The organism is Streptosporangium sp. NPDC049248 (genome assembly GCF_040678965.1).
GTDB classification, from domain to species: Bacteria; Actinomycetota; Actinomycetes; order Streptosporangiales; family Streptosporangiaceae; genus Streptosporangium; species Streptosporangium fukuiense.
In genome coordinates this window covers 73,541-98,327 of record NZ_JBFAQY010000003.1, presented here as the reverse complement: position 1 = coordinate 98,327, position 24,787 = coordinate 73,541, and the positions used below count along the sequence as shown (strand labels likewise).

Annotated in this window: 16 protein-coding genes; 6 read left to right on the top strand and 10 right to left on the bottom strand. The window is 71.4% G+C overall.

What is annotated here, in order from left to right:
* Positions 1-126: 126 nt before the first annotated feature.
* Together AB0K21_RS07090 and AB0K21_RS07085 are read left to right on the top strand one after the other, a co-directional pair.
* Positions 127-687 (top strand): SMI1/KNR4 family protein, encoded by a 561-nt coding sequence (locus tag AB0K21_RS07090; RefSeq protein ID WP_364148535.1) that lies wholly within the window; start codon positions 127-129, stop codon positions 685-687.
* A 609-nt stretch (positions 688-1,296) separates the two neighbouring features.
* Complete coding sequence (locus tag AB0K21_RS07085; RefSeq protein ID WP_364148532.1) at positions 1,297-2,151, top strand: hypothetical protein; 855 nt, start codon at positions 1,297-1,299, stop codon at positions 2,149-2,151.
* A 291-nt stretch (positions 2,152-2,442) separates the two neighbouring features.
* Here AB0K21_RS07085 and AB0K21_RS07080 read toward each other — a convergent pair whose 3' ends face one another.
* Positions 2,443-3,354, bottom strand: coding sequence for a hypothetical protein (locus AB0K21_RS07080; protein ID WP_343963038.1), 912 nt, complete (start codon positions 3,352-3,354; stop codon positions 2,443-2,445).
* A gap of 359 nt (positions 3,355-3,713) precedes the next feature.
* On the opposite strand from AB0K21_RS07080, the gene AB0K21_RS07075 reads away from it, so the two are divergent.
* Positions 3,714-5,147, top strand: a complete 1,434-nt coding sequence (locus tag AB0K21_RS07075) for an aldehyde dehydrogenase (RefSeq protein ID WP_343963039.1) — start codon at positions 3,714-3,716, stop codon at positions 5,145-5,147.
* Positions 5,148-5,323: 176 nt separating this feature from the next.
* On the opposite strand, the gene AB0K21_RS07070 is transcribed toward AB0K21_RS07075, so the two are convergent.
* From AB0K21_RS07070 to AB0K21_RS07060, 3 genes are read right to left on the bottom strand one after another with little or no spacing between them, the layout of a single operon-like run.
* Complete coding sequence (locus tag AB0K21_RS07070) at positions 5,324-6,460, bottom strand: acetate kinase (protein ID WP_364148528.1); 1,137 nt, start codon at positions 6,458-6,460, stop codon at positions 5,324-5,326.
* Positions 6,457-8,502 carry a phosphate acetyltransferase gene (gene pta, locus AB0K21_RS07065; RefSeq protein ID WP_343963041.1) on the bottom strand — a complete coding sequence of 682 codons (2,046 nt, stop codon included), beginning with the start codon at positions 8,500-8,502 and terminating at the stop codon, positions 6,457-6,459. The genes AB0K21_RS07070 and pta overlap by 4 nt, the downstream gene beginning before the upstream one ends.
* A 28-nt stretch (positions 8,503-8,530) precedes the next feature.
* On the bottom strand, positions 8,531-9,310 hold the full coding sequence (locus tag AB0K21_RS07060) for an alpha/beta fold hydrolase (protein ID WP_343963042.1): 780 nt from the start codon (positions 9,308-9,310) through the stop codon (positions 8,531-8,533).
* 191 nt (positions 9,311-9,501) lie between these two features.
* Here AB0K21_RS07060 and typA point away from each other — a divergent pair, with 191 nt between their 5' ends.
* Positions 9,502-11,355 carry a translational GTPase TypA gene (gene typA / locus AB0K21_RS07055; protein ID WP_343963043.1) on the top strand — a complete coding sequence of 618 codons (1,854 nt, stop codon included), beginning with the start codon at positions 9,502-9,504 and terminating at the stop codon, positions 11,353-11,355.
* A 66-nt stretch (positions 11,356-11,421) separates the two neighbouring features.
* Here typA and AB0K21_RS07050 read toward each other — a convergent pair whose 3' ends face one another.
* The gene (locus AB0K21_RS07050; protein WP_364148523.1) at positions 11,422-14,097 is read right to left on the bottom strand and encodes a LuxR family transcriptional regulator; all 2,676 of its coding nucleotides are present in this window, start codon (positions 14,095-14,097) and stop codon (positions 11,422-11,424) included.
* A 182-nt stretch (positions 14,098-14,279) separates the two neighbouring features.
* Between AB0K21_RS07050 and AB0K21_RS07045 the strand changes: the two genes are divergently transcribed.
* Entirely contained in the window at positions 14,280-17,126 is a 2,847-nt protein-coding gene (locus AB0K21_RS07045) for a LuxR C-terminal-related transcriptional regulator (protein WP_364148520.1), read from the top strand.
* A gap of 133 nt (positions 17,127-17,259) precedes the next feature.
* Here AB0K21_RS07045 and AB0K21_RS07040 read toward each other — a convergent pair whose 3' ends face one another.
* The 5 genes from AB0K21_RS07040 to AB0K21_RS07020 all read right to left on the bottom strand — a co-directional run bounded on the left by AB0K21_RS07040 (position 17,260) and on the right by AB0K21_RS07020 (position 23,663).
* A complete protein-coding gene (locus tag AB0K21_RS07040; protein ID WP_364148518.1) occupies positions 17,260-18,264 on the bottom strand; it encodes a hypothetical protein in 1,005 nt (334 codons plus the stop codon).
* On the bottom strand, positions 18,261-19,478 hold the full coding sequence (locus AB0K21_RS07035; RefSeq protein WP_364148515.1) for an MFS transporter: 1,218 nt from the start codon (positions 19,476-19,478) through the stop codon (positions 18,261-18,263). The genes AB0K21_RS07040 and AB0K21_RS07035 overlap by 4 nt, the downstream gene beginning before the upstream one ends.
* Before the next feature lie 67 nt (positions 19,479-19,545).
* Complete coding sequence (locus AB0K21_RS07030) at positions 19,546-20,913, bottom strand: discoidin domain-containing protein (RefSeq protein WP_343978710.1); 1,368 nt, start codon at positions 20,911-20,913, stop codon at positions 19,546-19,548.
* Positions 20,914-21,023: 110 nt separating this feature from the next.
* The gene (locus AB0K21_RS07025; RefSeq protein WP_364148512.1) at positions 21,024-22,349 is read right to left on the bottom strand and encodes a discoidin domain-containing protein; all 1,326 of its coding nucleotides are present in this window, start codon (positions 22,347-22,349) and stop codon (positions 21,024-21,026) included.
* Positions 22,350-22,439: 90 nt separating this feature from the next.
* On the bottom strand, positions 22,440-23,663 hold the full coding sequence (locus AB0K21_RS07020; RefSeq protein ID WP_364148509.1) for a heparin lyase I family protein: 1,224 nt from the start codon (positions 23,661-23,663) through the stop codon (positions 22,440-22,442).
* 273 nt (positions 23,664-23,936) lie between these two features.
* On the opposite strand from AB0K21_RS07020, the gene AB0K21_RS07015 reads away from it, so the two are divergent.
* Positions 23,937-24,557 carry a superoxide dismutase family protein gene (locus AB0K21_RS07015; RefSeq protein WP_364148506.1) on the top strand — a complete coding sequence of 207 codons (621 nt, stop codon included), beginning with the start codon at positions 23,937-23,939 and terminating at the stop codon, positions 24,555-24,557.
* Positions 24,558-24,787 lie beyond the last annotated feature (230 nt).

Sequence of the window (24,787 nt, the reverse complement as noted above, 5' to 3'; positions counted from 1 at the left end):
CCGAGCCGGGCGCGGCGGCGCAGCACGCCCCGCGGTATATGCCGGGCATTCTGTGGAAGCGGCAGCCGGCGCCGCGGCCGCGCGACGCCGGAGCCGGTGGTACGGGACGGGGATATCTTCTTCACCATGAGTGCCCAGCACGCATGGTCTGAACGCTTCCCCGCAAGGCATCCGGTGACCAAAAGTTCTGATCACCCGGCGGTCGGTCCACTCGGCGATCTGTATCCCCCGGCTACCGAAGCAGAGGTCCGCCGGCTTGAAGAGCGGCTGGGTGTGGAGCTGCCGCCGAGTTACCGGCGGTTTCTCCTGTTCGCCAACGGGTGGGGCAGCGACGACGACTGCTGCCTGCTGCGTGTCGAAGAAGTCGGCCGGCTCCGTGATGTCGATCCCTCGAGGGCCGAGATCTGGTCGGCACCCAAGCAGGAGAACTCATGGAGCGTGCCCGACGAGCTCTACTTCGTCTACGGACTGGAGCAGGACTCCATCCATTACAGAGGGGAGTATGTGCCCGATACCCTTCTGATCGGGTATTGGGCTGACGGAGTGGCTCTCCTTAATCCCCACGTCAGCACCGCCGAAGGTGAGTGGGAAGCCTGGCATCTCGCGCCAGGGCTGCCCGGCGCCAACCGTTACAGGTCCTTCTGGGACCTCGCAATGGACGAGCTGAGAATGCGATACGCGCGTTGATGTCCCTTTCGTCGTTGCGGTGTGACCTACGTTCCGCGTAACTCGTACTTGCTGGAGCCAAAGTAACCCTTGATCGGTTGTGACCGATCAAGGGTTACGCGGAAAGGTCCGGTGCCTGGGTGCCGAATTCGACACCAACCTCGAATCCGGTACCCAGCAGTGCGCCGACCACTATTCGGTCATCACCCAGAAAGAGTTCTCGTCGCCGACTCTGAATTCGGCATAGAAGCATTGCCCTGGTCCTGGTTTTCCTTTGCTCTGATCGCACGGATTGAGAAGTCCCAGCCGGTACCCACAGCCCCTCCAATGTATTCTTGAATGGATACTCATCGCAGTTCAGATCCTTGAACCCGACCTGGGCGATATATTTTTCCCACTGTGGGTCACTCGCGCCGCATGCGAGGCTGTCGCAACGGAAGTGAGGCATCCATCGTGTCAGGTCTCATGATCGGGTGATGGGCTGGGCGGTGGCGTGGTTGTGGCCGAACGGCAGCGCTCAGTGCCAGGAGGCGCTGAGCGATACCTGGTCCCTCGCACCGAGTTCGGGGTACGGGCGCGCCGACCTTACAGGGTGCCCTGTCGGTCCCAGGAACCCTCGATAATCTTCGGATGCCGCGATTACTCGTGATGCTCCTGATGTTGACTCTGCTCGTCAGCGGCGGCCACCTCCTCGTCGGACGGCTCACCTTCGATGACCACGCCGCCCGCGCCGTCTGGACCTGGCGGGCCAGCGGCGCGGCGGAGATCTGGCGCAACGGCTTCGTCCCGACGGAGGACCTGAGCAAGATGCCGCACGACGTGGAGCAGCGGATCTCCAGTGACGAGGAGTACGGCTTCGCCGTGGCCGGCCCGCTCCCCCCGCCCCCGGACGAGGCGCGGATCCGCTGGGACGACGGTTCCACCACGCAGGTCCCCGTGATCAGCGCACGCCAGGCGCTGATCGCACTGTCCCCCTACGAGGAGGAGGCCTCCAGCCAGGACGATCGGGCGTACAAGATGACCGCCGCCACCTTCACGACCATGCGCCTGCGGACCCTGCGCGGCATGGCCACCGTCCCGGCGTGGCGGCTGTACTTCTCCAACCTGCCCGGCCCGATCGACCACGTCGCGGTCGACCGGGCCACGCTCGGCACCGTCGAAGACGCCATCGGTGACCACCTGTCCCCCGACGTCAGAGGCTTCGAGGTGCTCGACGAGCGCACGCTGCGGGTGAGCTACGACTACGGCGTCTGTCTCGGCCGAAAGATGCCGACCGTCCACCTGCGGGCCGACGAGCGGCCCGACGTCGTGGTCCTCGGAATCGAGGTCCACGAGCGCATCGGCAACGGCCTGTGCATGGGCGTCGGCGCATCCGGCAAGAGCACCGTCCGGCTCGGGGAACCGCTGGGCGACCGGGTGGTACTGGATGCGAAAAGTCGACTTCCCATCTGCCTCCATTGGCCGGCCCCCTGCCGCATCGGGTGACCTACGGGCGCAACCGGGCCACCGCCCAATCCATCACTCGATCAACTGATCGGACTTAGGACCTACTCGTTTAGGGGGAGGAACCCGTCCTGCGCGTCCGTGTAGAGCTCCGCCGCGCAGATCTCCCCGGTCTCCGACCGAAACACGCCCAAGGCTCGCGCTGCTCCTCGGGTACGTCGTCCGACGCCTCAAGCCGGATGCTCACGTGGTCGGTGTCCGCGGAGACACGGCAGCAGTTCGTGACCGCTCCGAACCAGCCGCCGCCCGGGAAGTCGCCTATTCGTCCCCTTATCAGAACATCGAGATGTGCACGTGGTCGATGTGGTTGGCGGTGTTGCCGCCTCGGTTGGACATCATCTTCCAGCCGGCGCCGGTGCGGACGTCGTAGTACTTCTGCTGCCAGATGATGTACATGACCCCGTACTTGTTGCCGTTGTCGATGGCCCACTGGGCGAGGCGGTTGCCGCGCTCCAGGGCGTCGGGAGTGGGGACGCGGCCACCGGTGCTCATCATGAAGTCGCAGGCCCGGCCGGTGCCGTGGTCGCCCGGGTCGCCGGGGCGGAGGCAGCCGTAACCGTAGGGCATGGGGAAGGTCTGCAGCACGACGTTGCGCATGGTGACCGTGCGGGGGGTCAGGCCGCCGTTGCCCGAGGGGGTCTGGAAGCCGTACTTGGCCAGCAGCCCCTCGATCCTGACCCGCTGGCGCTTGAGGTCGGCGATGTCCTTCTTGAGCGCGACGATCTTCGCGTCGGCGGTCTTCTCCGCGGTCTTGGCCTTCTTGATGAGGTTCTTGACCCGGTTGAGCTGGGTGGCACGGCGGCTGGCCAGGTAGGACATGGTGGCGGCCTGGCTGAGGGCCATGGTGGGGTCGCCCTGGAAGCTCAGCAGGCTGCCGTCGTCCAGGGCACCGCCCATGTAGGCGGTCTGGGCGAAGCGCACGATGTCGGCCTCGGCCGCCGCCAGGGCGCGTTTGAGGCTTTTGGCGTTGACGGTGGCCTTGCTGGCCTGGACCCGGGTCTCCTCCAGGCTCTGCACCTGGCCGCGGTAGTTCTTGTTGATCTCGGCCGCCTCCCGGGTCAGCCTCTTGAGCTCGGCCTCCGGGTTGGGCTTGGCCGCGCGGAGCGGGGCCGCCCCCGCCACGGCCGGCGACAGGAGCAGCACCGCGAGCAGGGCTGCCAGGATCGCCGAGCGAGTCGGTCTCACGCTTCGCTCACCTCCGGCGCCCCCCTCATGGACGGAGCGAAACTATAGAAGACGATCTTGAGGCTCGCCACCGGAACGGAGGAACTCGCGCACCATTGACGAACCATCTGCCCATTTAGGGTGATTTGAGTAAACATTTCCTGACGTGTCACTGGTTTAACCCTGATGAATCCTCGCACAGGGCACCCCACCCCGCCCATCCGGCAGAGACTTCCGTCACCCTTGCCATCGGAGACAGAACATGATTCGGTCTCAAGCAGCGGTGGGGCTTGTGGCGCCCTTCCCCACGGATGACACACTGTCCAAGCAAGCATTCGCTCAAATTGTGACTCTGGCCCGCCACCAGGAGGCAACACATCATGCGCCAGCACGACACGCTCTTCATCGGGGGCGACTGGGTGGCCCCCGCCGGGACCGGCACCATCGACGTCATCTCCCCGCACACCGAGGAGGTGGTCGGCCGGGTCCCCGACGGCACCGCCGCCGACATGGACCGGGCGGTGGCCGCCGCCCGGCAGGCGTTCGACCACGGCCCGTGGCCCCGGATGACGATGCCCGAGCGCGCCGCCGTCCTGTCCAGGCTCGCCGAGCTCTACGCGGCCCGCCAGGGCGAGATGGCCGAGATCATCACGCTGGAGATGGGCTCCCCGATCACCTTCTCCCAGATGGCCCAGGCCCCGCAGCCGCTCGGCATGCTCCAGTACTACGCCGAGCTCGGCAAGACCTTCCCCGTCGAGGAGGAGCGTCCGGGCACGTTCGGCTCCGTGACCGTACGCCGCGAACCGGTCGGCGTGGTGGCCGCCGTGGTCCCGTGGAACGTCCCGCAGTTCGTCATCATGATCAAGCTGGCCCCCGCCCTCCTCGCGGGCTGCACGATCGTGGTCAAGCCCGCGCCGGAGACCCCGCTCGACGCCTACCCGCTGGCCGAGATGGTCAAGGAGGCCGGTATCCCCGACGGCGTCGTCAACATCGTCGCCGCCGGACGCGAGGCGGGCGAGCACCTGGTCTCCCACCCGGGCGTGGACAAGGTCGCCTTCACCGGCTCCACCGCCGCCGGGCGCCGCATCGCGGCGATCTGCGGCGAGCAGCTCAAGCGCTGCACGCTCGAACTGGGCGGCAAGTCCGCGGCGATCATCCTGGACGACTGCGACCTGTCCGCCGCGATGGGCTTCCTGTCGATCGCCTCGCTGATGAACAACGGCCAGGCCTGCATCGCCCAGACCCGCATCCTGGCCTCGCGCAACCGCTACGACGAGGTCGTGGACGCGGTCTCGGGGATGGTGCGGGGCATGCAGGTCGGCGACCCGTCCGACCCGGCGACCGGTATCGGCCCGCTGGTCGCCAAGCGGCAGCAGGAGCGGGTCGAGGGCTACATCAAGATCGGCCTTGACGAGGGGGCCAAGGCCGTCGTCGGCGGCCTCGATCGCCCCCACGACCGCGGCTGGTACGTGGCCCCGACCGTCTTCGCCGGGGCGACCAACGAGATGCGCATCGCCCGTGAGGAGATCTTCGGCCCGGTCCTGGCGGTGATCCCGTACGAGGACGAGGCCGACGCGATCCGGATCGCCAACGACAGCGACTACGGCCTGGCCGGGACGGTGTGGACCGCCGACACCGAGCACGGCATGGACATCGCCCGCCAGGTGCGCGCCGGCACCTACGGCGTCAACCTCTACATGGTCGAGACCAGCTCGCCCTTCGGCGGTTTCAAGAGCAGCGGCCTCGGTCGCGAACTGGGCCCCGAGGGACTGTCGTCCTTCCTGGAGTACAAGTCGATCGCCCGCCTGGGCTGATCCGGAGCCTTCGGGGGTGCCCGTAAGCCGTACGGGCACCCCCGCCGGACGTACGGCCCAGCACGCCCCCGCGACGCTGGGCGACCGCCTGACCGTCCCACGGCCCGTCGAACGACGGTCCGTGTCCCCGGAGCACTCCCGGCGGATTTCGCACGTCCACCATGGGTAGACGTGCCCTATCCCCCGTTGGTTCGCGAAACCACCAGCAGAGTTTGCCTGGCGATCTCGAACTCCTCGTCCGTGGGGATCACCGCGACCCGCACACCGCCTCCGTCGGGGGAGATGATCGTGCCGCCCCGCACGTTGCGCGCCGGGTCCACGGTGATGCCGAGCGCCCCGAGACCGGCCAGCGACCGCTCCCTGACCAGCGCGGAGTTCTCCCCCACCCCTCCGGTGAAGGCGATGACGTCGACGGTGCCGAGGACCGCGTAGTAGGCGCCGACGTACTTGCGGAGCCGGTGGCAGTAGACCGACATGGCCAGCTCGGCGTCCGGGTCGCCCTCGCTCACCCGCTCCGCCACCGCGCGCAGGTCGTTGTCACCGCAGAGGCCGAGCATCCCGCTGCGGCGGTTGAGCAGCACGTCGATCTCGTCGAGGGACATGCCTCCGGCGCGCGCCAGATAGAGGACGATCGCCGGGTCCAGATCGCCGCTGCGGGTGCCCATGACGAGGCCCTCCAGCGGGGTCATGCCCATGGACGTGTCCACGCACCGCCCCGCGGCCACCGCCGAGGCGCTGGCCCCGTTGCCGAGGTGCAGGACGATCACGTTGGCCTCCGGCCGGTCCGTGAGGAGCGCGGCCTGGCGGGAGACGTACGCGTGTGAGGTGCCGTGGAAGCCGTAGCGCCGCACACCCAGCCGCTCGGCCACCGCCTGGTCGATCGCGTACGTCGAGGCGGCCGGGGGGATCGTCGCGTGGAAGGCGGTGTCGAAGACGGCCACCTGCGGCAGATCGGGGCGGAGCCGCCGCGCCACCTCGATCCCGGTCAGGTTGGCGGGGTTGTGCAGGGGGGCGAGCGGGATGAGCTCCTCGATCTTCCTGACCACCTCGTCGGTGATCAGCGTGGGCTCGGTGAAGGTCGTGCCGCCGTGCACCACCCGGTGCCCGATCGCGACGAGCTCGGTAGAGTCGAGCCCCAGCCCCTCGGCGGCGAGCAGGTCGGCGACCACCTTCAGGGCCGCCCGGTGGTCGGGCACCGGGGAGCCGAGCTCGCCGATCCGCTCCACCACTCCCGAGGCCAGGTGCTCGGCACCGCTCAGCAGCCGGTACTTCACCGAGGACGACCCGGAGTTGAGGACCAGCACCCGGCTCACAGCGTGACCTCCTGTGCCTGGATGGCGGTGATGGCGACGGTGCTCACGATGTCGTCGACCAGGGCGCCGCGTGACAGGTCGTTGACCGGCCTGCGCAGCCCCTGCAGGACCGGCCCGACCGCGACGGCCCCGGCCGAGCGCTGCACCGCCTTGTAGGTGTTGTTGCCGGTGTTCAGGTCCGGGAAGATCAGCACGGTCGCCCGGCCGGCGACCCGCGACCCGGGCAGCTTGGCCGCGGCGACGCGGGCGTCCACCGCCGCGTCGTACTGGATGGGCCCCTCGACCAGCAGGTCCGGCGCGCGCTCGGTGACCAGGGCGGTGGCGGCGCGGACCTTGTCGACGTCGGCGCCGCTGCCCGACTCGCCGGTGGAGTAGGACAGCATCGCGACCCTCGGCTCGATGCCGAAGCGCTCCGCCGTACGGGCCGAGGAGATCGCGATGTCGGCGAGTTGCTCGGCGTCCGGGTCGGGGTTGATCGCGCAGTCGCCGTAGACGAGCACCCGGTCGGCCAGGCACATGAAGAACACCGAGGAGACGATCGAGGTGCCGGGGACCGTCCTGATGACCTGGAAGGCGGGCAGGATCGTCGCGGCCGTGGTGTGCGCGGCCCCGGAGACCATGCCGTGCACGAGGCCCCGGTGCAGCATCATCGTGCCGAAGAAGTTGGCGTCGGCGAGCACGTCCACGGCCCGCTCGAAGGTGATGCCCTTGTGCGCCCGCAATCCGGCGTAGTCCTGGGCGAACGACTCGCGCAGCGGCGAGGTCAGCGGGTCGACGACGGCCACACCCGACAGGTCGAGGCCGAGGTCGGCGATCCGCCGCCGCACCACGTCCTCCCTGCCCAGCAGGGTGATGTCGACGATGCGGCGCCGCAGCAGGATGTCCGCCGCCCGCAGGATGCGATCCTCCTCGCCCTCGGGCAGCACGATGTGCCGCCGGTCGGTCCGCGCCCGCTCCAGCAGGGTGTGCTCGAACATCATCGGGGTGACCCGCTTCGAGCGGGTCAGCTCGATCCGGTCGGCCAGGGCGGCGGCGTCCACGTGGGCGTCGAAGTGGCCCAGGGCCGTCTCGATCTTGCGGGGGTTGTCCGCGGTGAGCCGCCCCTCCAGGCCCGCCAGGACGGTCGCCACCTCGAAACTGCCCCCGTCGGCCGCGAGCACCGGCATGCTGGGCGCCAGACGGGCGGTGAGCGCCCGTACCGTCGTCGTGGGCCGCTCCCCCACGGTGAGCACGACCCCGGCCGGTCTCACCGTACCGGCCGCCTCGGCGGCCAGCGAGACCAGCAGCAGGTCCGCGCGGTCGCCCGGCGCGATCACCAGCGCACCGTCGGCCAGGTGCTCCAGGAACACCGGGAGCGTCGCACCGCCGAACACGAATCCGAACACGTCGCGGAGCAGGCTGTCCTCGTCGCCCTGGATCAGCTCCGCGTCCACCGCCCGCATGACCTGCCCGACGGTCGGCGCCGACAGCGACGGCCGCTCGGGGATGGTGTAGCAGGGGACCGGGAGCGCACAGTCGACGACCGTGCCCTCGGGCACCCGGTTGGCGATCACCGCGAGCACGGTGCAGCCCAGATCGGAGAAGACCTGGTAGCCGGTGCGCATCTCGGCCGCGATCTCCTCGGCGGCGTCGCCGTGCGCGCCCACCACCACGATCACCGGGGCGCCGAACTCGGCGGCCAGGCGGGCGTTGAAACCCAGCTCGCGCGGCAGGTCGTCGGTGTCGAAGTAGCTGCCGAGCACCAGCAGCGCGTCACACTCCCGCTCCAGCGTGTGGAAACGGGCGACCAGCCGGCCGACGAGATCCTCGACGCCCCGCTCCGCGTAGATCTCCGCGGCCTTCTCGGCGCTCACCCCCGTCGCCGCGGCGGCGGGCCGGTACCTGCTCCTGAGCAGGTCCAGGATACGGTCCTCGCCGTCCCCGGTGATCGGCCGGAACACCCCCGTGCGACCGGCCCGCCGGGTGAGCAGCTCCATCAGGCCGAGCTCGACGATCTGCCTGCCGTCTCCCCGCCCGAGCCCCGCCACGTAGATGCTCCGCATGCGCCCCGTCCCCCGCTGTGACCGATCCTCAAGAGGAGTAAACACCCTCCGGCGGACCGAAACGGGCGACGGCCCACCCACCGATGCGGCGGACCAGCTCCGGGGTGGCCGCCGACTCCGCGTGGCCGTACCCGGGCTCGATCCACAGTTCCTTCGGCTCGCCCGCGTACCCGTAGATCTGGTACGCGTGGTCGAGGGGGAAGAACGGGTCCGCGTCCCCGTGCACGACGAGCAGCGGCGCCGGTGAGATCTGCGCGGCCGCCGCGTACGGCGCCAGCGGCAGCGGGTCCCACACACCCCTCATGATCCGGGTGTTCTTGCCCAGCCGGGTGAACAACCGCCCGACCGGCCTCTCGATCGCCCAGTGCACCTGGCGCATCGGCCTGGTCCCCCGGTAGTACCACCGCGCCGGCGCGCTCACCGACACCACCGCGTCCACCCCGCCGAGCACCCCCGCGTGCCGCAGGGCCACCGCCCCGCCCAGGGAGAACCCGACGGTCACCACTTTGCGGTAGCCGATCGCCCGCGCGTGCCGCACCGCCGCGTCCACGTCGAGGATCTCCAGGTCGCCCACCGTCGACAGTCCCCCCGAGCGGCCGTGCCCCCGGAAGTCGAACGCCACCACCCCGCCGAACCCGCTGAGCACGTGGGCGATGCGGCGGGTGGCGCGTTCCCGGTGCGATCCGGTGAAGCCGTGGGCCAGCACGATCCCGAGGTCGGCCGCCCCGCGCGGCGGGGTGTGCGCGGCGTCGATCCGCAGATTGTCCCGGGTCATCAGCATCACGGGGAACGACGGTGCGTAAGGCATGGAACCGAGCTTAGGGATCGCCCGTCCGACGGCCGGTCGCGACCGGCCTCATCAGGCGGAAACAAGGGGCTCGGAGCGTGAATTGCCGCACTTCATCTGTCAGAGGCGTGAGAGCGATTGTCCGGATCAACTAAAATAGGAGGGCCGCAGGTTCCGCGGCCGCCTCCACGATCACAGAGTGAGACTCCATCATGCCTTTGAACAGCCGCGACGACCTGCGGAACATCGCGATCATCGCGCACGTCGACCACGGCAAGACCACTCTCGTGGATGCCATGCTCTGGCAGTCGGGCGCGTTCCGCGTCAACCAGGACGTGGACGACCGTGTCATGGACTCCAACGACCTCGAACGCGAGAAGGGCATCACCATTCTCGCGAAGAACACCGCGGTCAAGCACGGCGGTATGACGCTCAACATCATCGACACCCCCGGCCACGCCGACTTCGGCGGCGAGGTCGAGCGGGGTCTGTCCATGGTCGACGGTGTGGTGCTGCTGGTCGACGCCTCCGAGGGCCCGCTGCCGCAGACCCGGTTCGTGCTGCGCAAGGCGTTCGCCGCCAAGATGCCGGTCATCCTGTGCATCAACAAGGTCGACCGCCCCGACGCCCGGATCAAGGAGGTCGTGGACGAGGTCTACGAGCTCTTCATCGACCTGGACGCCACCGAGGAGCAGATCGACTTCCCGATCGTCTACGCCTCGGCCAAGGCCGGCCGCGCCTCGCTCAACCGTCCCGAGGACGCCGCCATGCCGGACTCCGAGGACCTGGAGCCGCTGTTCGAGGTGATCAAGAACACCATCCCGGCGCCGACGTACGACCCGACGGCCCCGCTGCAGGCGCACGTCACCAACCTCGACGCCTCCTCCTACCTGGGCAGGATCGCGCTCTGCCGCGTCCACCAGGGCACCATCAGGAAGGGCCAGCAGGTCGCCTGGTGCCGCACCGACGGCACCATCCAGCGAGTGAAGATCACCGAGCTGCTGATGACCGACGCGCTGGAGCGCAAGCCCGCCGAGGAGGCGGGTCCCGGCGACATCATCGCGATCGCCGGCATCCCGGACATCATGATCGGCGAGACCCTCGCCGACCCCGAGGACCCGCGCCCGCTGCCGCTCATCACGGTCGACGAGCCCGCGATCTCCATGACCATCGGCACCAACACCTCGCCGCTGGTCGGCAGGGTCAAGGGTTCCAAGGTCACCGCCCGCATGGTCAAGGACCGGCTGGACAAGGAGCTCGTCGGCAACGTGTCGCTGCGCGTCCTGCCGACCGACCGCCCCGACGCCTGGGAGGTGCAGGGCCGCGGCGAGCTGGCGCTGGCCATCCTGGTCGAGCAGATGCGCCGCGAGGGCTACGAGCTGACCGTCGGCAAGCCGCAGGTCGTCACCAAGCTCGTCGACGGCAAGGTGCACGAGCCGGTCGAGCGGGTGACCATCGACTGCCCGGAGGAGTACCTCGGGGCGATCACCCAGCTGCTGGCCGTCCGCAAGGGCCGCATGGAGCACATGACCAACCACGGCACCGGCTGGATCCGGATGGAGTTCGTGGTCCCGGCCCGCGGCCTGATCGGTTTCCGCACCGAGTTCCTGACCGAGACCCGCGGCACCGGCATCGTGAACCACGTGTTCGAGAACTACGAGCCGTGGTTCGGTGAGCTGCGCACCCGCAACAACGGCTCGCTGGTGGCCGACCGGCCGGGCCCGGTGACCCCGTTCGCCATGCTGAACCTGCAGGAGCGCGGCGTGCTGTTCGTGCAGCCGACCACCGAGGTCTACGAGGGCATGATCGTCGGTGAGAACTCGCGCTCCGACGACATGGATGTGAACATCACCAAGGAGAAGAAGCTCACCAACATGCGCTCCTCGACGAGCGACACGACGGAGACGCTGATCCCGCCGCGCCAGCTCTCGCTGGAGCAGGCGCTGGAGTTCATCCGCGAGGACGAGTGCGTGGAGATCACGCCGGAGAACGTGCGCATCCGCAAGGTCGTCCTCGACGCCTCGACCCGCGCCAGGACCACCGCCCGCGCCAAGCGCGCCAACTGATCACCACCGCCCCTGTCCGGCCCGCGTCACCACGCGGGCCGGACCTGTCCGGGGCCTGTGGCACCGTCACCCGCCGCCTTCCGGGTCCGGTGCCAGCGGGAGTACGGCGCCGAGCTGCCGTCGGCTGTGGACGCCCAGCTTGTGGTAGGCCCTCCCCAGGAGATTGGTCACGGTACGCACCGAGACACCGAGGTTCGCGGCTATGGCGGAGTCGCTGAGCCCCGCCGCCGCCAGCTCGCACATCTCCCGCTCCCTGCTGGTCAGGGCCGTGGCGTCCGCCGAGGACGGGGGCCACGGGGGACGGTGGCCGTCGCAGCGCTCGACGAGGTCGTCGAGGCGCCGCCGTGCCGCGTGGCCGCCGCCGGGCGCCGCACTCGCGGCCTCCAGGGCCAGTCCCAGGTAGCCGAGCTCGGCGAACCGGTCGGCGATGCCGCGCAGCACCGCGCCGTCGCGCGCGGTCAGCGCCTCGGCGTGGTCGGCGAAGAGTTCGAAGAGCGGGCTGTCGCAGGCGCCCGCGGCCTCCCGAAGGCGGGCCGCGGCCCTGGACGACGGGTGGAGCCGGACGTGGTAGTAGGCGCACTCGACCCCGGTGGTGAGCCGCGAGTCGCGTAGGTAGCGGTCGGCGAGCCGGTTGGCGAGATCGGTGGCGTGGGCCAGCCTGCCGGAGTGGGCGAGCAACCGGATCCGGCTGAACTCCAGCCTGTCGCGCAGTCCCAGGTCGCCGGGTATCAGCTCGCGGAGCCGGTCCAGCTCCTGGAACGCCTCCTGCGAGTGTCCGAGGGCGGCGACGCACACGGCGTACTCGCAGCCGATGAAGACCCGCATCGGAAACGGTATGTGCTCGTCGACCAGCGCTCGTGCCTCCCGCAACGGGGCGAGCGCCCGCCGCGGTGAGCCCGCCCACAGCCGGCAGTGACCCCGCACGTGCCCGACGATGGCGACTTCCGACGGCTCCGCGCGTCGTACGGCCTCCTCGTAGTAGGTGTCGACGAGGAGAAGCGCCTCGCGGAGCCTGCCCGCCAGGACGAGCGCGTGAACGTGACAGGCCGCGGCCGAGCCCCGCATGGCGGGCCACCGCGCCGGCAGTCCCAGCGGTCCCCGGTCGAAGTCCTCCGCCGCCCGCGCCGGCCTGCCGCGGAAGGTGAGCCGGTAGGCCCGCAGGACCGTGGCGGCGTCGGCGACCAACGGGTTCAGCGGGCCGTGAGCGGGGGCCTCGGGCGGCCCGGCCCCGGACGCCGCCCCGTCGGGGAGCACCGCGGGCCCGGCCGCCGAGGTGGCCCTGGTGAAGAGCGCGAGTCCGAGTTCGGCCACGCGGAGGTCGGCGGATCGTTCCGTGCCCGGATGGCGTGCCATCGTCTCGTGCGCCTCACCGGGCCGGCTGAGTCCCCAGAACAGGTTCAGCGAGCGCAGCGCCACCGTCTCGGCGGTGCCTCCCCCGTGGTCGGCCAGCAGGCGTTCGCCGTCCGCCGCCCGTCCCTGGGCGATCAGCGCCTGGCCTCGGAGGACCGCGCCCGGCGCGCCGGGGACGTGATGGGCGAGACTCTCGGCGAGCACGGGGTCGCCCGAGGCGAGCGCGCGCCCACCCGCCACGAGCGCCTGTGACGCCGGGACGTCGAGGTCGGCCTCCAGTCGCCAGAGCACCGCCGCCGGGTCTCCGGGGTCGGGCACACCCGCCTCGCCCGCGGCTGCCACCAGCTCCCGGTATCTCTGCCTTCGCCGCAGGGGCCCGATCCCGGCGAGCAGGGCCTGCCGGTGAAGCGGATGGGACATGGTGACCTCGTCCGTTCCCCCGCGCGGGGTGAGGGTGATGACGGCCCGATGCGCCAGTTCCCCGACGATCGCCGGTCCGGCCAGGTGCTCGGCCGTCGCCCGGGGCAGGGAACCCGTCAGGGCGACGTATTCCAGCGCCTTCGTCTCCTCCGCGCCGAGTGTGGCGAGGTCGGCCGCGACGAGCTCGTGCAGGCGGGGATGGCCGCCGGGAGACCCGCGCCAGGACCAGACCTCGCGCGATCGCGCGAGGTCTCCGGTTTCGAGGCCGATGCCGACGACGCGCCGGAGCAGCAGCGGGTTCCCGCGGGTGATCCGCCACAGCACGTCGGCGGTGAGCCCGTCGACCGGCCCTTCCAGGACGTCGGTGAGCAGGTGGAGGACGACGGCGCGGGAGAGGTTCGCCACGGGCAGGACGACCAGCGGCCCCCTGCCGCACACCCGGGCGAGGGGTCCGTCGAGAGGCGCCCCGGAGCGCGCGGTGAGAAGCAGCGTGACGCCTCCGGTCCTGACGAGGTCGCCCACGACGGCGGCCGAGGCCGCGTCGAGCTGGTCGGCGTCGTCGATGCCGAGCACCACCCACCGGGCCGGCCCCTCCCCCTCTTCCAAGGCGGCGTCGTGAACGCCCCGCGGAGCACCGGCCAGCAGGCCGGAAACAACGGAAAGCCCGGAAGGGGAACCGGTGGAACCACCGGAGACCCGCAGGCCGGCGATCCCCACCCCGGAGATGCCCCGGGTGGCCTCGGTCGCGGCACCCCGGATGATCAGGGCTCCCGCCGCGGCGGACAGGTCGAGGACGAGGTCCGCGAGGCGGGTCTTGCCCACCCCCGGTTCACCGGTGAGGAGCACCCCCGATCCCGGCGGCATCGCCAGCGCCGCGAGGATCTCGCGCACCTCCTCCTCCCGGCCGACCGTGGGCCATCCCCCGCCGGCGACGGGCCCAACGGCGTCGATGGCTCCGGAATCGTCGATCATGACCTCCGGATGTCCGGGCTTACTCCCGTCTGGCCGTTTCCCTGCCGATCGGTCCCCGCACCGGCTCCAGGCTCCGGTGAGTTGGATTATTCATGGCCGTCCACGGATTCCAAGCGGTATCCCGACCATAATCATGGGTAAAGGTCGATTCCTGATGAACTTCCGGTGTCAAGGAGGGTCAGGTGCGCCCGTACGGCGACGCGACGGAGGCGATGCCCCACGACGGGCCCCACGACGGGCCCCACGACGGCCCCGACGACGGACGCGGCGCCGGTGACCACCGCCCCGCCTGGCCCTTCGTCGGACGGGCGGCCGAGGTCCGGGCCGCCGTGGCCCGGCTCGGACGGCAGGGCGAGCCGGGCGTGCTGCTCGTCGGCGAGGCGGGAGTCGGCAAGTCCCGGCTGCTGGACCCGATCGTGCTCCGCTGCCGTGACGAGGGCATGCACGTCGCGGTGACGGCCGGGGCCGAGGCGTCGAGCGGCCTGCCGTTCGCGACGATGGCGGCCCTGCTGCCCGAACAGGTCCACCGGGACACGGCGAACGTCTTCGCCGCCGCCGCCGGCGCGCTGCGCGAGGCCGCCGGCGACCGCACGTGCGTCGTGGTCGTCGACGACGCGCATCACCTCGACGAGGTGTCCGCCGCCCTGGTCCAGCATCTGGCCGCCACCACGGGGGCGCGCGTCCTCGCCACGGCCAGGACCGGCCACACGGACGCACCGGCCGTCGCGGCGCTGCTGCGCCGTCCCTTCGTCCAGACGTCGACGGTGGAACCGCTGGACCGCGCGACGGTCGGCGCCCTGCTCGGCGCGGCACTGGACGGGCCGGTCGACGGGCTGACCGTCGACCGGCTGTGGCGCGTCACGCGAGGCAACCCGCTGTTCCTCCGCCATCTCGTGGAAGCCTGCCTGACCTCGGGAACCCTGCGCCGGGTCGGCGAGATGTGGCGGTGGAAGGGCCGGATACCGTCCCAGCACCGGCTGCGCGACCTGGTCTCGGGCCTGCTCGGCGGCCTCACCGGTGACGAGGCCCGCGCGCTGTCGTATGTGGCGCACGCCGAGCCGGTGTCGCTCGACGTGATCGAGGCGCTCGTGGACACCTCCGTACTGGTGGAGCTGGAACAGCGCGCGCTGATCGCGGTCGAGCGGGTACGTCGCGACCTCGTGGTCCGGCTGGGACATCCGCTGTACGGCGAGACCGTCCGGGCCCGATCCGGCGAGGACGAGCGTCGGGGCGTCTACCGCACGCTCGCCCGCGCGGTGCTCCACGGCCGGGTGCCCGTGGACCAGGCGCGGCTGCGAGCGGTGACGTGGCAACTGGCAGCGGGCGACCCGGTGCCCGGCGACCAGGTGGTGGGCGCCGCCTCCGACGCGCTGGCACGCTGCGACGCCCCGCTGGCCGAACGGCTGGCACGCCACGCCGGCACCACGGCGGGCACGGACCTGCTGGCGCGGGCCCTGGTCGCCCAGGACAAGGCGGCCGAGGCGGAGTACCTGCTGGGCAGGCGCATGTCCGGCGGGACCGGTTCGCCGGACGAACTCGCCAAGGTGGCGGCGTTGCGCGCGCTCAACCTGTTCTGGAACCTGCGGCGCCCCGCCGAGGCGGCGGAGATCGTCCGGCAGGCCCGCGCCGCGGGGCCCCTGGGCGAAGAGGCCACCGCCGAGCTGGCCGTCGCCGAGCTGGCGCTGATCGCCTTCGGCAACGGCGCGACGGGGCTCGTCTCCGAACTGGTCCCGGCCGACCTGGCCCGGCTGTCCGCCGGGGTGCGGGACGGCGTGATCGCGAGCGTCTGCGACCCGCTCCAGGCATACCTGAACATCTACCTCGGCCGGCCCTCGCAGGTGGCCGACGGTTACACGGCGGGGCGGCTGGGCGCCCCTCGGGTGTGGGGCGCGATGGGTGCCGCCACGGCGGCCTGCCACGTGCAGGCCCTCGCCCTGGCGGGCCGGCTCGACGAGGCGTTCGCCGTGGCCCGCTCCGGCTACCGGGCGGCCGTCGAGCAGGAGGTCTCGGCCGAGGCCGCGCTGCTCACCTTCGAGCTGGGCATCTGCGAGGTGTGGGCGGGACGGCCGAGCCGGGCGCTGCCCCACTTCCGGGAGGCCCGTACGCTCCTCGACCGCAACGTGCCCTTTCCGATCCAGATCTACGTCTTCGCCGAGCACGCCGCCTGCCTGGCCGCGGTGGGCCGGTTCGACGAGGGGCGCCGGACGCTGGAGGAGATCACTCGGCGGCTGCCCGCCACGTCGAACCTGCACAACCACCTGGAGCTGGCGAGGCTCCGCGTCGACGCCCTGGCCGACGGGAACCGGGCGGAGAGCGGGACCGGCGGAGAGACGGAGGCCGAGGCGGACCGGGCGAGGGTCGCGGCGGCCGGGGCCTCGCTGGGCACGCGTTACCGGTCGGCGGGGTGGTTCACCAAGGCGGTCGAGGCGTTCTACCACTCGGTACGGCTGCGCCCCTCGCACGCCGTCGCGGAGGCCCTGCACGAGGTCGTCGCCCGCTGCGACAGCGAGCTGTTCACCCTGTTCGACCGGCACGGCCGGGCGGCCGCCGGCGGGGACGTCGACGGCCTGGTCTCGGTGGCGGGCGAGCTGGCGGAGCGCGGGTACAACAGCCTGGCCAGGGAGGCCCTGTCGACCGCGACCGACCTCGCCGCCCGGCGGGGCGCGGACCGCCTGGCGGCCCGGTTACGGATCCAGGGGCGTGGCCTGGCCCGGCTGTGCGAGGGGTACGGGCCGCCGTGGGCGGTGCGGGCCGAGCCGCAGGCGGCGCTGAGCGAGCGCGAGCGCGAGACGTGCGAGCTCGCGGCGGGCGGCATGACCAACGACGCCATCGCCGAGCACCTCGGCCTGTCCAGGCGGACGGTCGCCAACCACCTGCAACGCGCCTACGGCAAACTCGGTGTCCGCGGCCGGGAGGACCTGGCCGAGGCCCTCGGCCTGCCACGGCCGGTACCGCCGGTGGGCCTGACCTGGCTCTCACCGGATCCGCCGGGCGACGCGACCGGCCCGGACCGGCTCCCCTTCCCCTGACAGGACCGCCTCCTGGCGACGGGACCTCGGACGACCCCCACGGCCGGACCGGCAGCGGCGGTCCCTGATAGGGGAGGCCGGGCGGATGCCGTGACGGAACCCGGCCGCGGACTCCGCGGCGGGACCGGGCGGGTCAGCCCAGAGGGGCGGGGGACTCCGCGTCGGGGACCAGCAGGCGCGCGCGGCCCCCGCCGTCCGCGGGAACGGCCCAGACGTCGGAGTGCCGCGCGTCCCGCGTCACGCCGTACATCACCGTGCGGTCGTCGAGCCAGGCGGGCTGGTCGTCGACGGGGCGCGTCTCGGCCAGCGGGGTCTCGGACATGGTCGCCAGGTCCAGGACGGCGGGCCGCCACGTCCCGTCCGGCTGGGGTTTCTTGAAGGCCAGCCGGGTGCCGTCCGGCGACAGCGAGGGACACTCCACGTTCCGGCGGAGGGTCCGCACGCGCCGCGCCGCGAAGTCGCCCTCGACGAGGTAGGTCCGGCCGCCGGTCGACATGGTGGCGTAGAAGCGGTTGTCGTCCGCGGCGAACGTGACGCCCCAGAAGTTCACGTCGGCGGCCTCGTACGGGCGGCCGTCACGGGTGACGGCGAAGGTCTCCAGGGTGCCGGCCACGTCCCCGGTGCGGGTGTCGAGGATTCCCGAGCGGGTGGAGAACGCACCGGCGTCGCTGTAGGAGTCGCCCTGGACGAACACCGTCCACGACACCATCCGCCCGCTCGCCGACACTCTGGCGCGGCTGGGCACCCCGGCGAACGGGCTGGACCAGGTCTCCCGCAGGCGCGCGTCGAACAGCACGGTCTCGTAGGAGCCCGGCGCGTCCGCCTCCTCGCGCAGGCAGACGCCGGTGCCGCCCGCCACGTACGCGCGGACGCAGGCCAGGGCCAGGACGTCGCGCCGGCCCTGGCCCGCGACGACGAGCCTGCCGTGCTCCGGCCCCTCGGCGGTGCCGCGCACCAGCACGCCGGGCCCGGCCGGCAGGCCGGTGACGGGCGAGGAGGCCGGCGGCGCGGTGGGGGAGGCGGTGAACGGTGGCGCGGGCGCGGCCGGCCGCGCGGCGCCGGACAGCAGCGCGAACCCGACCGCCACCGCCGCCAGGACGGCGGTGGCCAGGATCGCGACGGCGACGCGGGCCCTCATCGCAGCCACCGCCCGCACAGCGGGAGCGCGAGCGCGACGGCCCCGGCGGCGGCCCAGCAGGCCGGGGCCGGTCCCCACATCTGCCACACCGCGCCGAAGGCCGCCGAGGAGACCAGGTAGGCCAGTGCCTGCCCGGTCTGCACGACCGCCATCCCGCTGGTACGCCACCGTTCAGGCACGACAGGCCCGGCGCACGCCATCAGTACCCCGTCCGTCGCGGCGTAGAAGGTTCCGTAGAGCAGCAGGACCAGCGGGATGGACCCGCCTCCCGTCGCGAGCAGCACGTACACGCCGAGCAGGGCCCCGCAACCGGCCATCACCGTCGTGCCGCGGCCCACCCGGTCGGCGAGCCAGCCCATCGGCGCCGCCAGCAGCAGGTAGGCCAGGTTCGTCCCCACCGCCAGCAGGGGGAACCACATGATCGACAGATCCTCGCGGCGCTGCAGGATCAGGTAGACGAACCCGTCACCAATCGTGACCAGGCCGAGGAGCACCGCGGCCGACCAGACCCGCCGCGTCCCCGGGGCCCGGAGCAGTTCCCACGGTGAGGTCCGGGCCCGCCGCTCGGCGGGCGGAGCCGGCTCGCGCCGGTCCCGGACGAACAGCGCCAGCAGCAGCACGCCGAGGGTCGCGGCGCAGAAGCTCGCCACGAACACCGCCGGGAACGCCTGGCCGGAGCCCGCCAGGGCCAGCACCCCGAGCGCGGCCAGCGGCCCGAGAAAGGCTCCCACCGCGTCCATCGTGCGGTGGACCCCGAAGGCCCGCCCCAGCATGGGTTCCGGAACCGACAGAGTGATCAGCGCGTCGCGCGGCGGGGTGCGCAGTCCCTTGCCGATCCGGTCGGCCGCCAGCGCGCCGCCGATCCCCGCCACGGACGACCCCGCCGCGAGCAGGCCGAGCCTGGCCAGGGCCGACAGGCCGTACCCGAGACCGGCGACCGCCTTGCGCAGGCGCCACCTGTCGGCCGCGTAGCCGCCGGCGAGCCTGAACACCGCGGTCATGCCGGCGTGGAGCCCGTCGAGCACGCCGTACTGGACCATGCCGAGGTGCAGCCCCAGCACGAGATAGGCGGGCAACACCGCGGTCACCATCTCGGCGGAGACATCCGTCACCAGGCTGACCAGGCCCAGTGCGAGCACGTTGCCCGACAGCAGGCGACGGACCGGGCCGCCCTCCCGTGCCACGGGCGCGGACCCGACGGTCGACAGGTACACGTGGAACCGCCTCCTCTGCGAGCGGTGCAGCGGTGACCGGGCCGGTCACCCGCGGGTGAGGACCTGGTCAGTTGCAGGAGACCGGACCCCCGCTGTCGAGGACCGCGCCGTCGTACCGCACGAACTGCCACGAGTAGCCGCCCGCGGCCAGGGTGAGCTTGAGCACCCCGTTCGCCAGCAGGCGCTTCTCGCTGTTGGCCCGGATCGTGCCGAAGGGTTTCGTCGACGCGCCTCCGGTGCCGACGATGAACTGCCGGATCCCCGACGAGGAGGGCTCGGCGGTCGGTTTCTGTTTCGCGAACCGCTCGTAGTCGTGGTCGTGACCGCTGAGCACCAGGTCCGCGCGGACGCCGTACAGGGCGTCCCAGAACGGCCTCATGTTGGGGAAGTCGCCGTGCGAGGAGCCGGAGCTGAAGAGCGGGCGGTGCCAGTAGGCCAGCACGCAGGGTTTGGTGTTGCGGGCGAGGTCGTTCTGGAGCCAGGTGACCTGCTCGCTGCCCGCGGTCCGGCTCGTCTCGGAGTTGAGCGAAACGATGTGCCAGTTGCCCAGGTCGAAGCTGTACCAGCTCTTCCCCGCGGGTTTGGCCGCCGCGCCGAAGTACTCGAAGTAGCCCGCCGCTCCGTCGCCGAGCCCGTACTCGTGGTTGCCCGGCGTCGGCTTGGTCCTCGCCTTGAACCGGCCCCAGGTCGGCGCGTAGTAGCGGGTGAACTCGTCATAGGTGCCGTTCTCGTACTGGTTGTCGCCCAGGGTCAGCACGACGGCGGGGTCGATGGCGAGGACCCTGTCGGAGGTGCGCGTGTGCGCGCATCCGCTGCCCTGGCAGGTGGTGACCATGTCACCCGCCGCCACGACCACCTGCTCGCCGCCCTGGCCCCCGTCGGGGCCGAGCGCGGCGGTCTCACTGACGCTGGCCCAGGAGCCCTCCAGGCTCTGCCAGAAGGAGATCCGCACGTAGCGGGCGCTGACCGGCGCGGCGTACGGGTAGCTCTCGAAGCCCGCGGTGCTCCCGGAGCTGCGGCCGGCCCAGACCTTGGTGTAGGCCGCGCCGTCCGGCGAGGTGTAGATGTCGAAGTCGTTCCACCGCAGGTCGCCCCGGTGCCAGGCGATCTTCAGGCCGCACATGGTGCGCGCCTGGCCCAGGTCGAGCACCAGGTTCGCGCCGAACCCCTCCCCCGACCACCTGGTGGAGGTGTCGCCGTCGACCGCCTGCCGCGGCGGGTTCACCGGCTCCCAGGTACTGGCCGTCACACCGGAGACCGGCTGGGCGGTGGTACACCCGGGAATGACCGGGACGACGTCGGAGGGGACGGCGACGGCCCGGCCTCGAACCTGCTCGTCGGCCTGTTCGTCGGCCTGCGCGGTGCCTCCGGCGCCGAGCGCCGACAGCAGCAGGAGGGCGCAGAGCGCGGCCCGTACGGGTTTCCTTCGTGACATATGTGATCTCCCTGTCGGCGGTGGGGGCCGCCCGGACCCCGGGTCGCGGAACACCGGCCGGGGTCCGGAAGGCGCGGGCGTGACGGTTCGAAGAGCACGGACGCGAGGGATCAGGAGGCGCCGACGGCGGTGGCCTCGGCGATACTGGCCCAGCCGTTGCCCGCGGAGCTGTTCCACCACGAGATGCGGACGAACCGGGCCTGGTGCCGCGGGAAGCGGTACGGTTCCGCGTTCAGGGTGGTGCCCGAGCTGCGGCCCTCCACCACCTTGGTGTAGGTCACGTTGTCCGGCGAGGTGTAGACGGTGTAGTCGTTCCACCGTTGGTCGCCCTGGTACCAGGCGACGTCGACCCCGCACACCGGCCGCGAGGCGCCCAGGTCGAGCACCAGGTTCGCGCCGAACCCCTCCCCCGACCAGCGCGTCGCCGGCTTCCCGTCGATCGCGTTCGCGGGCGGGTTGGCCGCCTCCCAGGTGCTGGCGGTGGCACCGGCGGGGGTGAGTCTCACCGAACAGGGTTCCGCCTGGCCGGCGGGGTCGATCTCCCGGACGCTGAGCCTGCTCACGTCGACCCTGGTGGCGTCGTCCCAGCGGAACGCCGCCTTCGGGCCGCCCCAGGTCACCTTCTCGGTACGGGTGCCGCCGCAGGGGTTGTCCGTGTCGATGGACCATCCACCGGTGTCGTCACGGGAGGTGACGCGGGTCCAGGTGTTGTTCCCCGCCCGGTCGAGGTACGCCTCCACCCGCACGCCGCCGGGGATGTCGTACATGACGACCTTGAAACCGACCGTCTTGCCCTTGATCGAGGCACCGCCACCGGTGTAGGTGCCGTTCGCGTATCCGTCGCCCTTGCGGTGGTAGATCTCCTTCTCGATCTTGACGGCCCCGTCGGCGTAGCGCAGGTCCGCCTTGTAGGCGGTACCCCAGCACGCCTCGGGAGTCTGGCCGCTGCCGGTGTGCCGGGCGCCGCGGGCGTACCAGGTGAAGGCGTCCCCGTCGTCGGTGCCGCTGACGTAGCGGACGTATCCGGTGATCTCCACGTTCCGCCAGTCGTTGCGGTCGTGCATGAAGCCCCGCGAGCGCAGGTCGGGCTGGCGCCAGACGAGGTCGTCCTCGTGCTCGTCCTGGTCGTAGGTGGTCGTGGAGACACCGATCCGGGTGGCGGTGTCCCGCACGGTGAAGGTGCCGTCCGAGTTGGGCGCCAGGGTCGCCCCGTCGAGGCGGGGGTCGGCGGCGGGGGTCTTCGACAGGTGCCAGACCTGTCCCCCGGCCCTGGTCGGATAGATCATGGTCACCCCGTCGACGGGGTCGGGGCCGGCCAACGACGCCAGCGCCGGGGTGGGGGTGGAGGTGGGGGCACCGGTGGTGAACCCGGTGGTGGACAGGGTGCCGGCGGCGGCCAGCGCGATCATCAGGGAAAGGGGGCGGGGTCGTCGCATCGGGAGTCGCCTCTCCATGGGGGGAATTCACCGGGGGAGCTCCCGTGCCGCGCGGCGGCACGGGAGCGGTGGGATCGCGTGGGACACCGGTCAGGAGCCGAGGACGGCCGCTTCGGTGATGCTCGCCCAGTCGTTCTGCGGGTTCTGCCAGAAGGAGATCTTCACGTACCTGGCGTCACGCGGACCGTTCGTGAACAGCTTCTGCTCAAGCCCGGTCGTCGTGCCCGAGCTCCGGCCCTCCCACGCCTTGGTGTAGGTCACGTTGTCCAGCGAGGTGTAGACGGTGTAGTCGTTCCACCGTTGGTCGCCCAGGTGCCAGGCGACCCGGGTGCCGCACGTCCGGCGCACCGAGCCCAGATCCAGGAACAGCGAGGCGCCGAAGCCCTGCCCCGACCAGCGGGTGGACAGGTTGCCGTCGACGGCCTGGGCCGGCGGGTTGATCGGCTCGAAGGTGGTCGCGGACGCGGACGCTATCGGGAGGGTGGCCGTGCCGCAGTCCGTGCCGCCACCGGCCGGGTTCACGTCCTGGTAGCCGGCCCGCTCGTCGCCCAGCCGCAGCGCGTCGTAGAACATGACCCGCTGGGTGGTGGTGGACTGTGACTGCTCCTTGTTCCAGTCCCACTTGTAGATGCCGAACTTGAAGTACGGCGAGTACGGGCCTCCCGCGTGCGTGGCGCCGGTATAGGGCGGCATGGCCACCTGCCCGTCGCGCCACACCTCCAGCACTCCCTTGTCGTCGGTGCGCCACTTGACGTGGAAGACCCAGTCGGTCCACCTGCCGGTGGCGTAGGGGCCGAGGTCGATGATGTTCCCCCGAAAGTCGATCTTCCAGTGTCCCTCGTCGGTGAGCAGTGCCAGCGGCGGCGAGCCCTTCGGGCAGTTGCTCTCGTCGCACTGGTGCCACTGGCTCACGATCTCGGCCGAGGGGTCGTGGACCCAGCCGCTGGGCAGGTTGATGCTGAAGCCGTACCACCGCTCGGCGTTGACGGGCTGCTTGTTGCTCTGGCTGATCTCGGCGCGCTTGCCGTTGGAGATCAAGGGATCGCTCTTGTTGAGCTGGAAGCGCGCCGCGTAGGAGCCGTCCCGCACCGGGCTGGTCACGGTGGTGGCACCGTGACTGCTCACCCACTGCTTGATGAAGCCGGGCGGCGGGGTTCCCGGTATGGTCCGGTCGGCGGCGTTCTCCCAGTTCAGGGTCCTGAAGACGCCCGCGGGATCGGCGCTCGCCGACTGCGCGGACAGCGTCGAGCCCCCGAGCGCCATCGCCAGCGCCGCCGCGGTCAGCGCCGCGGCCCTCTTCCAGATCACTGTCATCAGCTCCCCAGTGGCAACCCGTGCCCTCGCCACTCCGGCGCGGGCCGCGCGCTTGCCGGTATTCGTTGAGCACAGCGTTCCGGAGCACTCAGTGGCGGTCATGAGTAGGCGATGCTCAATGCCCGATGACCGCCTGTCAGGGGCTCCGGTAAGGCCGAAACCGCGAAAGCGCGGCGTGGTGACGCGGGCGCCCGCCCTTCCTGGGATATGAACCTGTGCTGGGGCCGCTCCCCTCCACAGCGGGGAGCCCGGGAACCGTACGGGGGATCTCTCATGTTTCGCAGGACCTGTCTCGTCCTGGTCGTCGCACTCGGCACGTCGGTGGCCGGCAGCGGCGCGAACGCTCAGGCGACCTCAGACGCGCCACGCCGGCCCTGGCCGTCGGCCGAGGCCGTCATCAAGGACACGGCCGGAAAGAACGTCGGCTTTCTGAGCATCGACCACAGGCTGTACAACAAGTCCAGGCTCACCGTCACCGTCAGCGGCCTGAACGCCGGCTATCACGGCTTCCACGTCCACACCCGGGGCGTCTGCGATCCCAAGGCGGTCGACCCGGTCACCGGCAGCCCCTTCTCCAGCGCGGGCGCGCACTTCGCCATCCACCCGGCCACGCACGGCGAGCACTCCGGCGACCTGCCCAACCTCCTCGTCGCCGAGGACGGCACCGGCGAGACCACGGTCGTGACCGACCGCTTCCGGGTGGGCCAGCTCTTCGACTCCGACGGCAGCTCCATCGTCATCCACACGCTGCCCGACAACCACGCCAACATCCCGGACCGCTACCGCCCCGCCGACCCCGGCGACCCGGCCGGCGGCAGCGGCCCGGACGCGGAGACCCTCAAGGCCGGGGACTCCGGCGGACGCGTCGCCTGCGGCGTGATCACCAGGAACTAGGATCCGCCGCCCGACGCGTTGTCGCCGGTCGCAGGCTCCAGCGGCTTCCAACCGTCCTCCAAGAGCGGCCGGGCAGGATTTCCCATGGAAAGGGGGATCATCGCCATGCAGGTCATGACCGGCCGGATACATCTGGCCCTGCTGCTCGCGTGGGCGGCCTTCGCCGCGCTCCTGCTACTGCTCACCTGAGCACACACCCGGTACGGCCTCCGCCCGGGGGGACGGAGCCG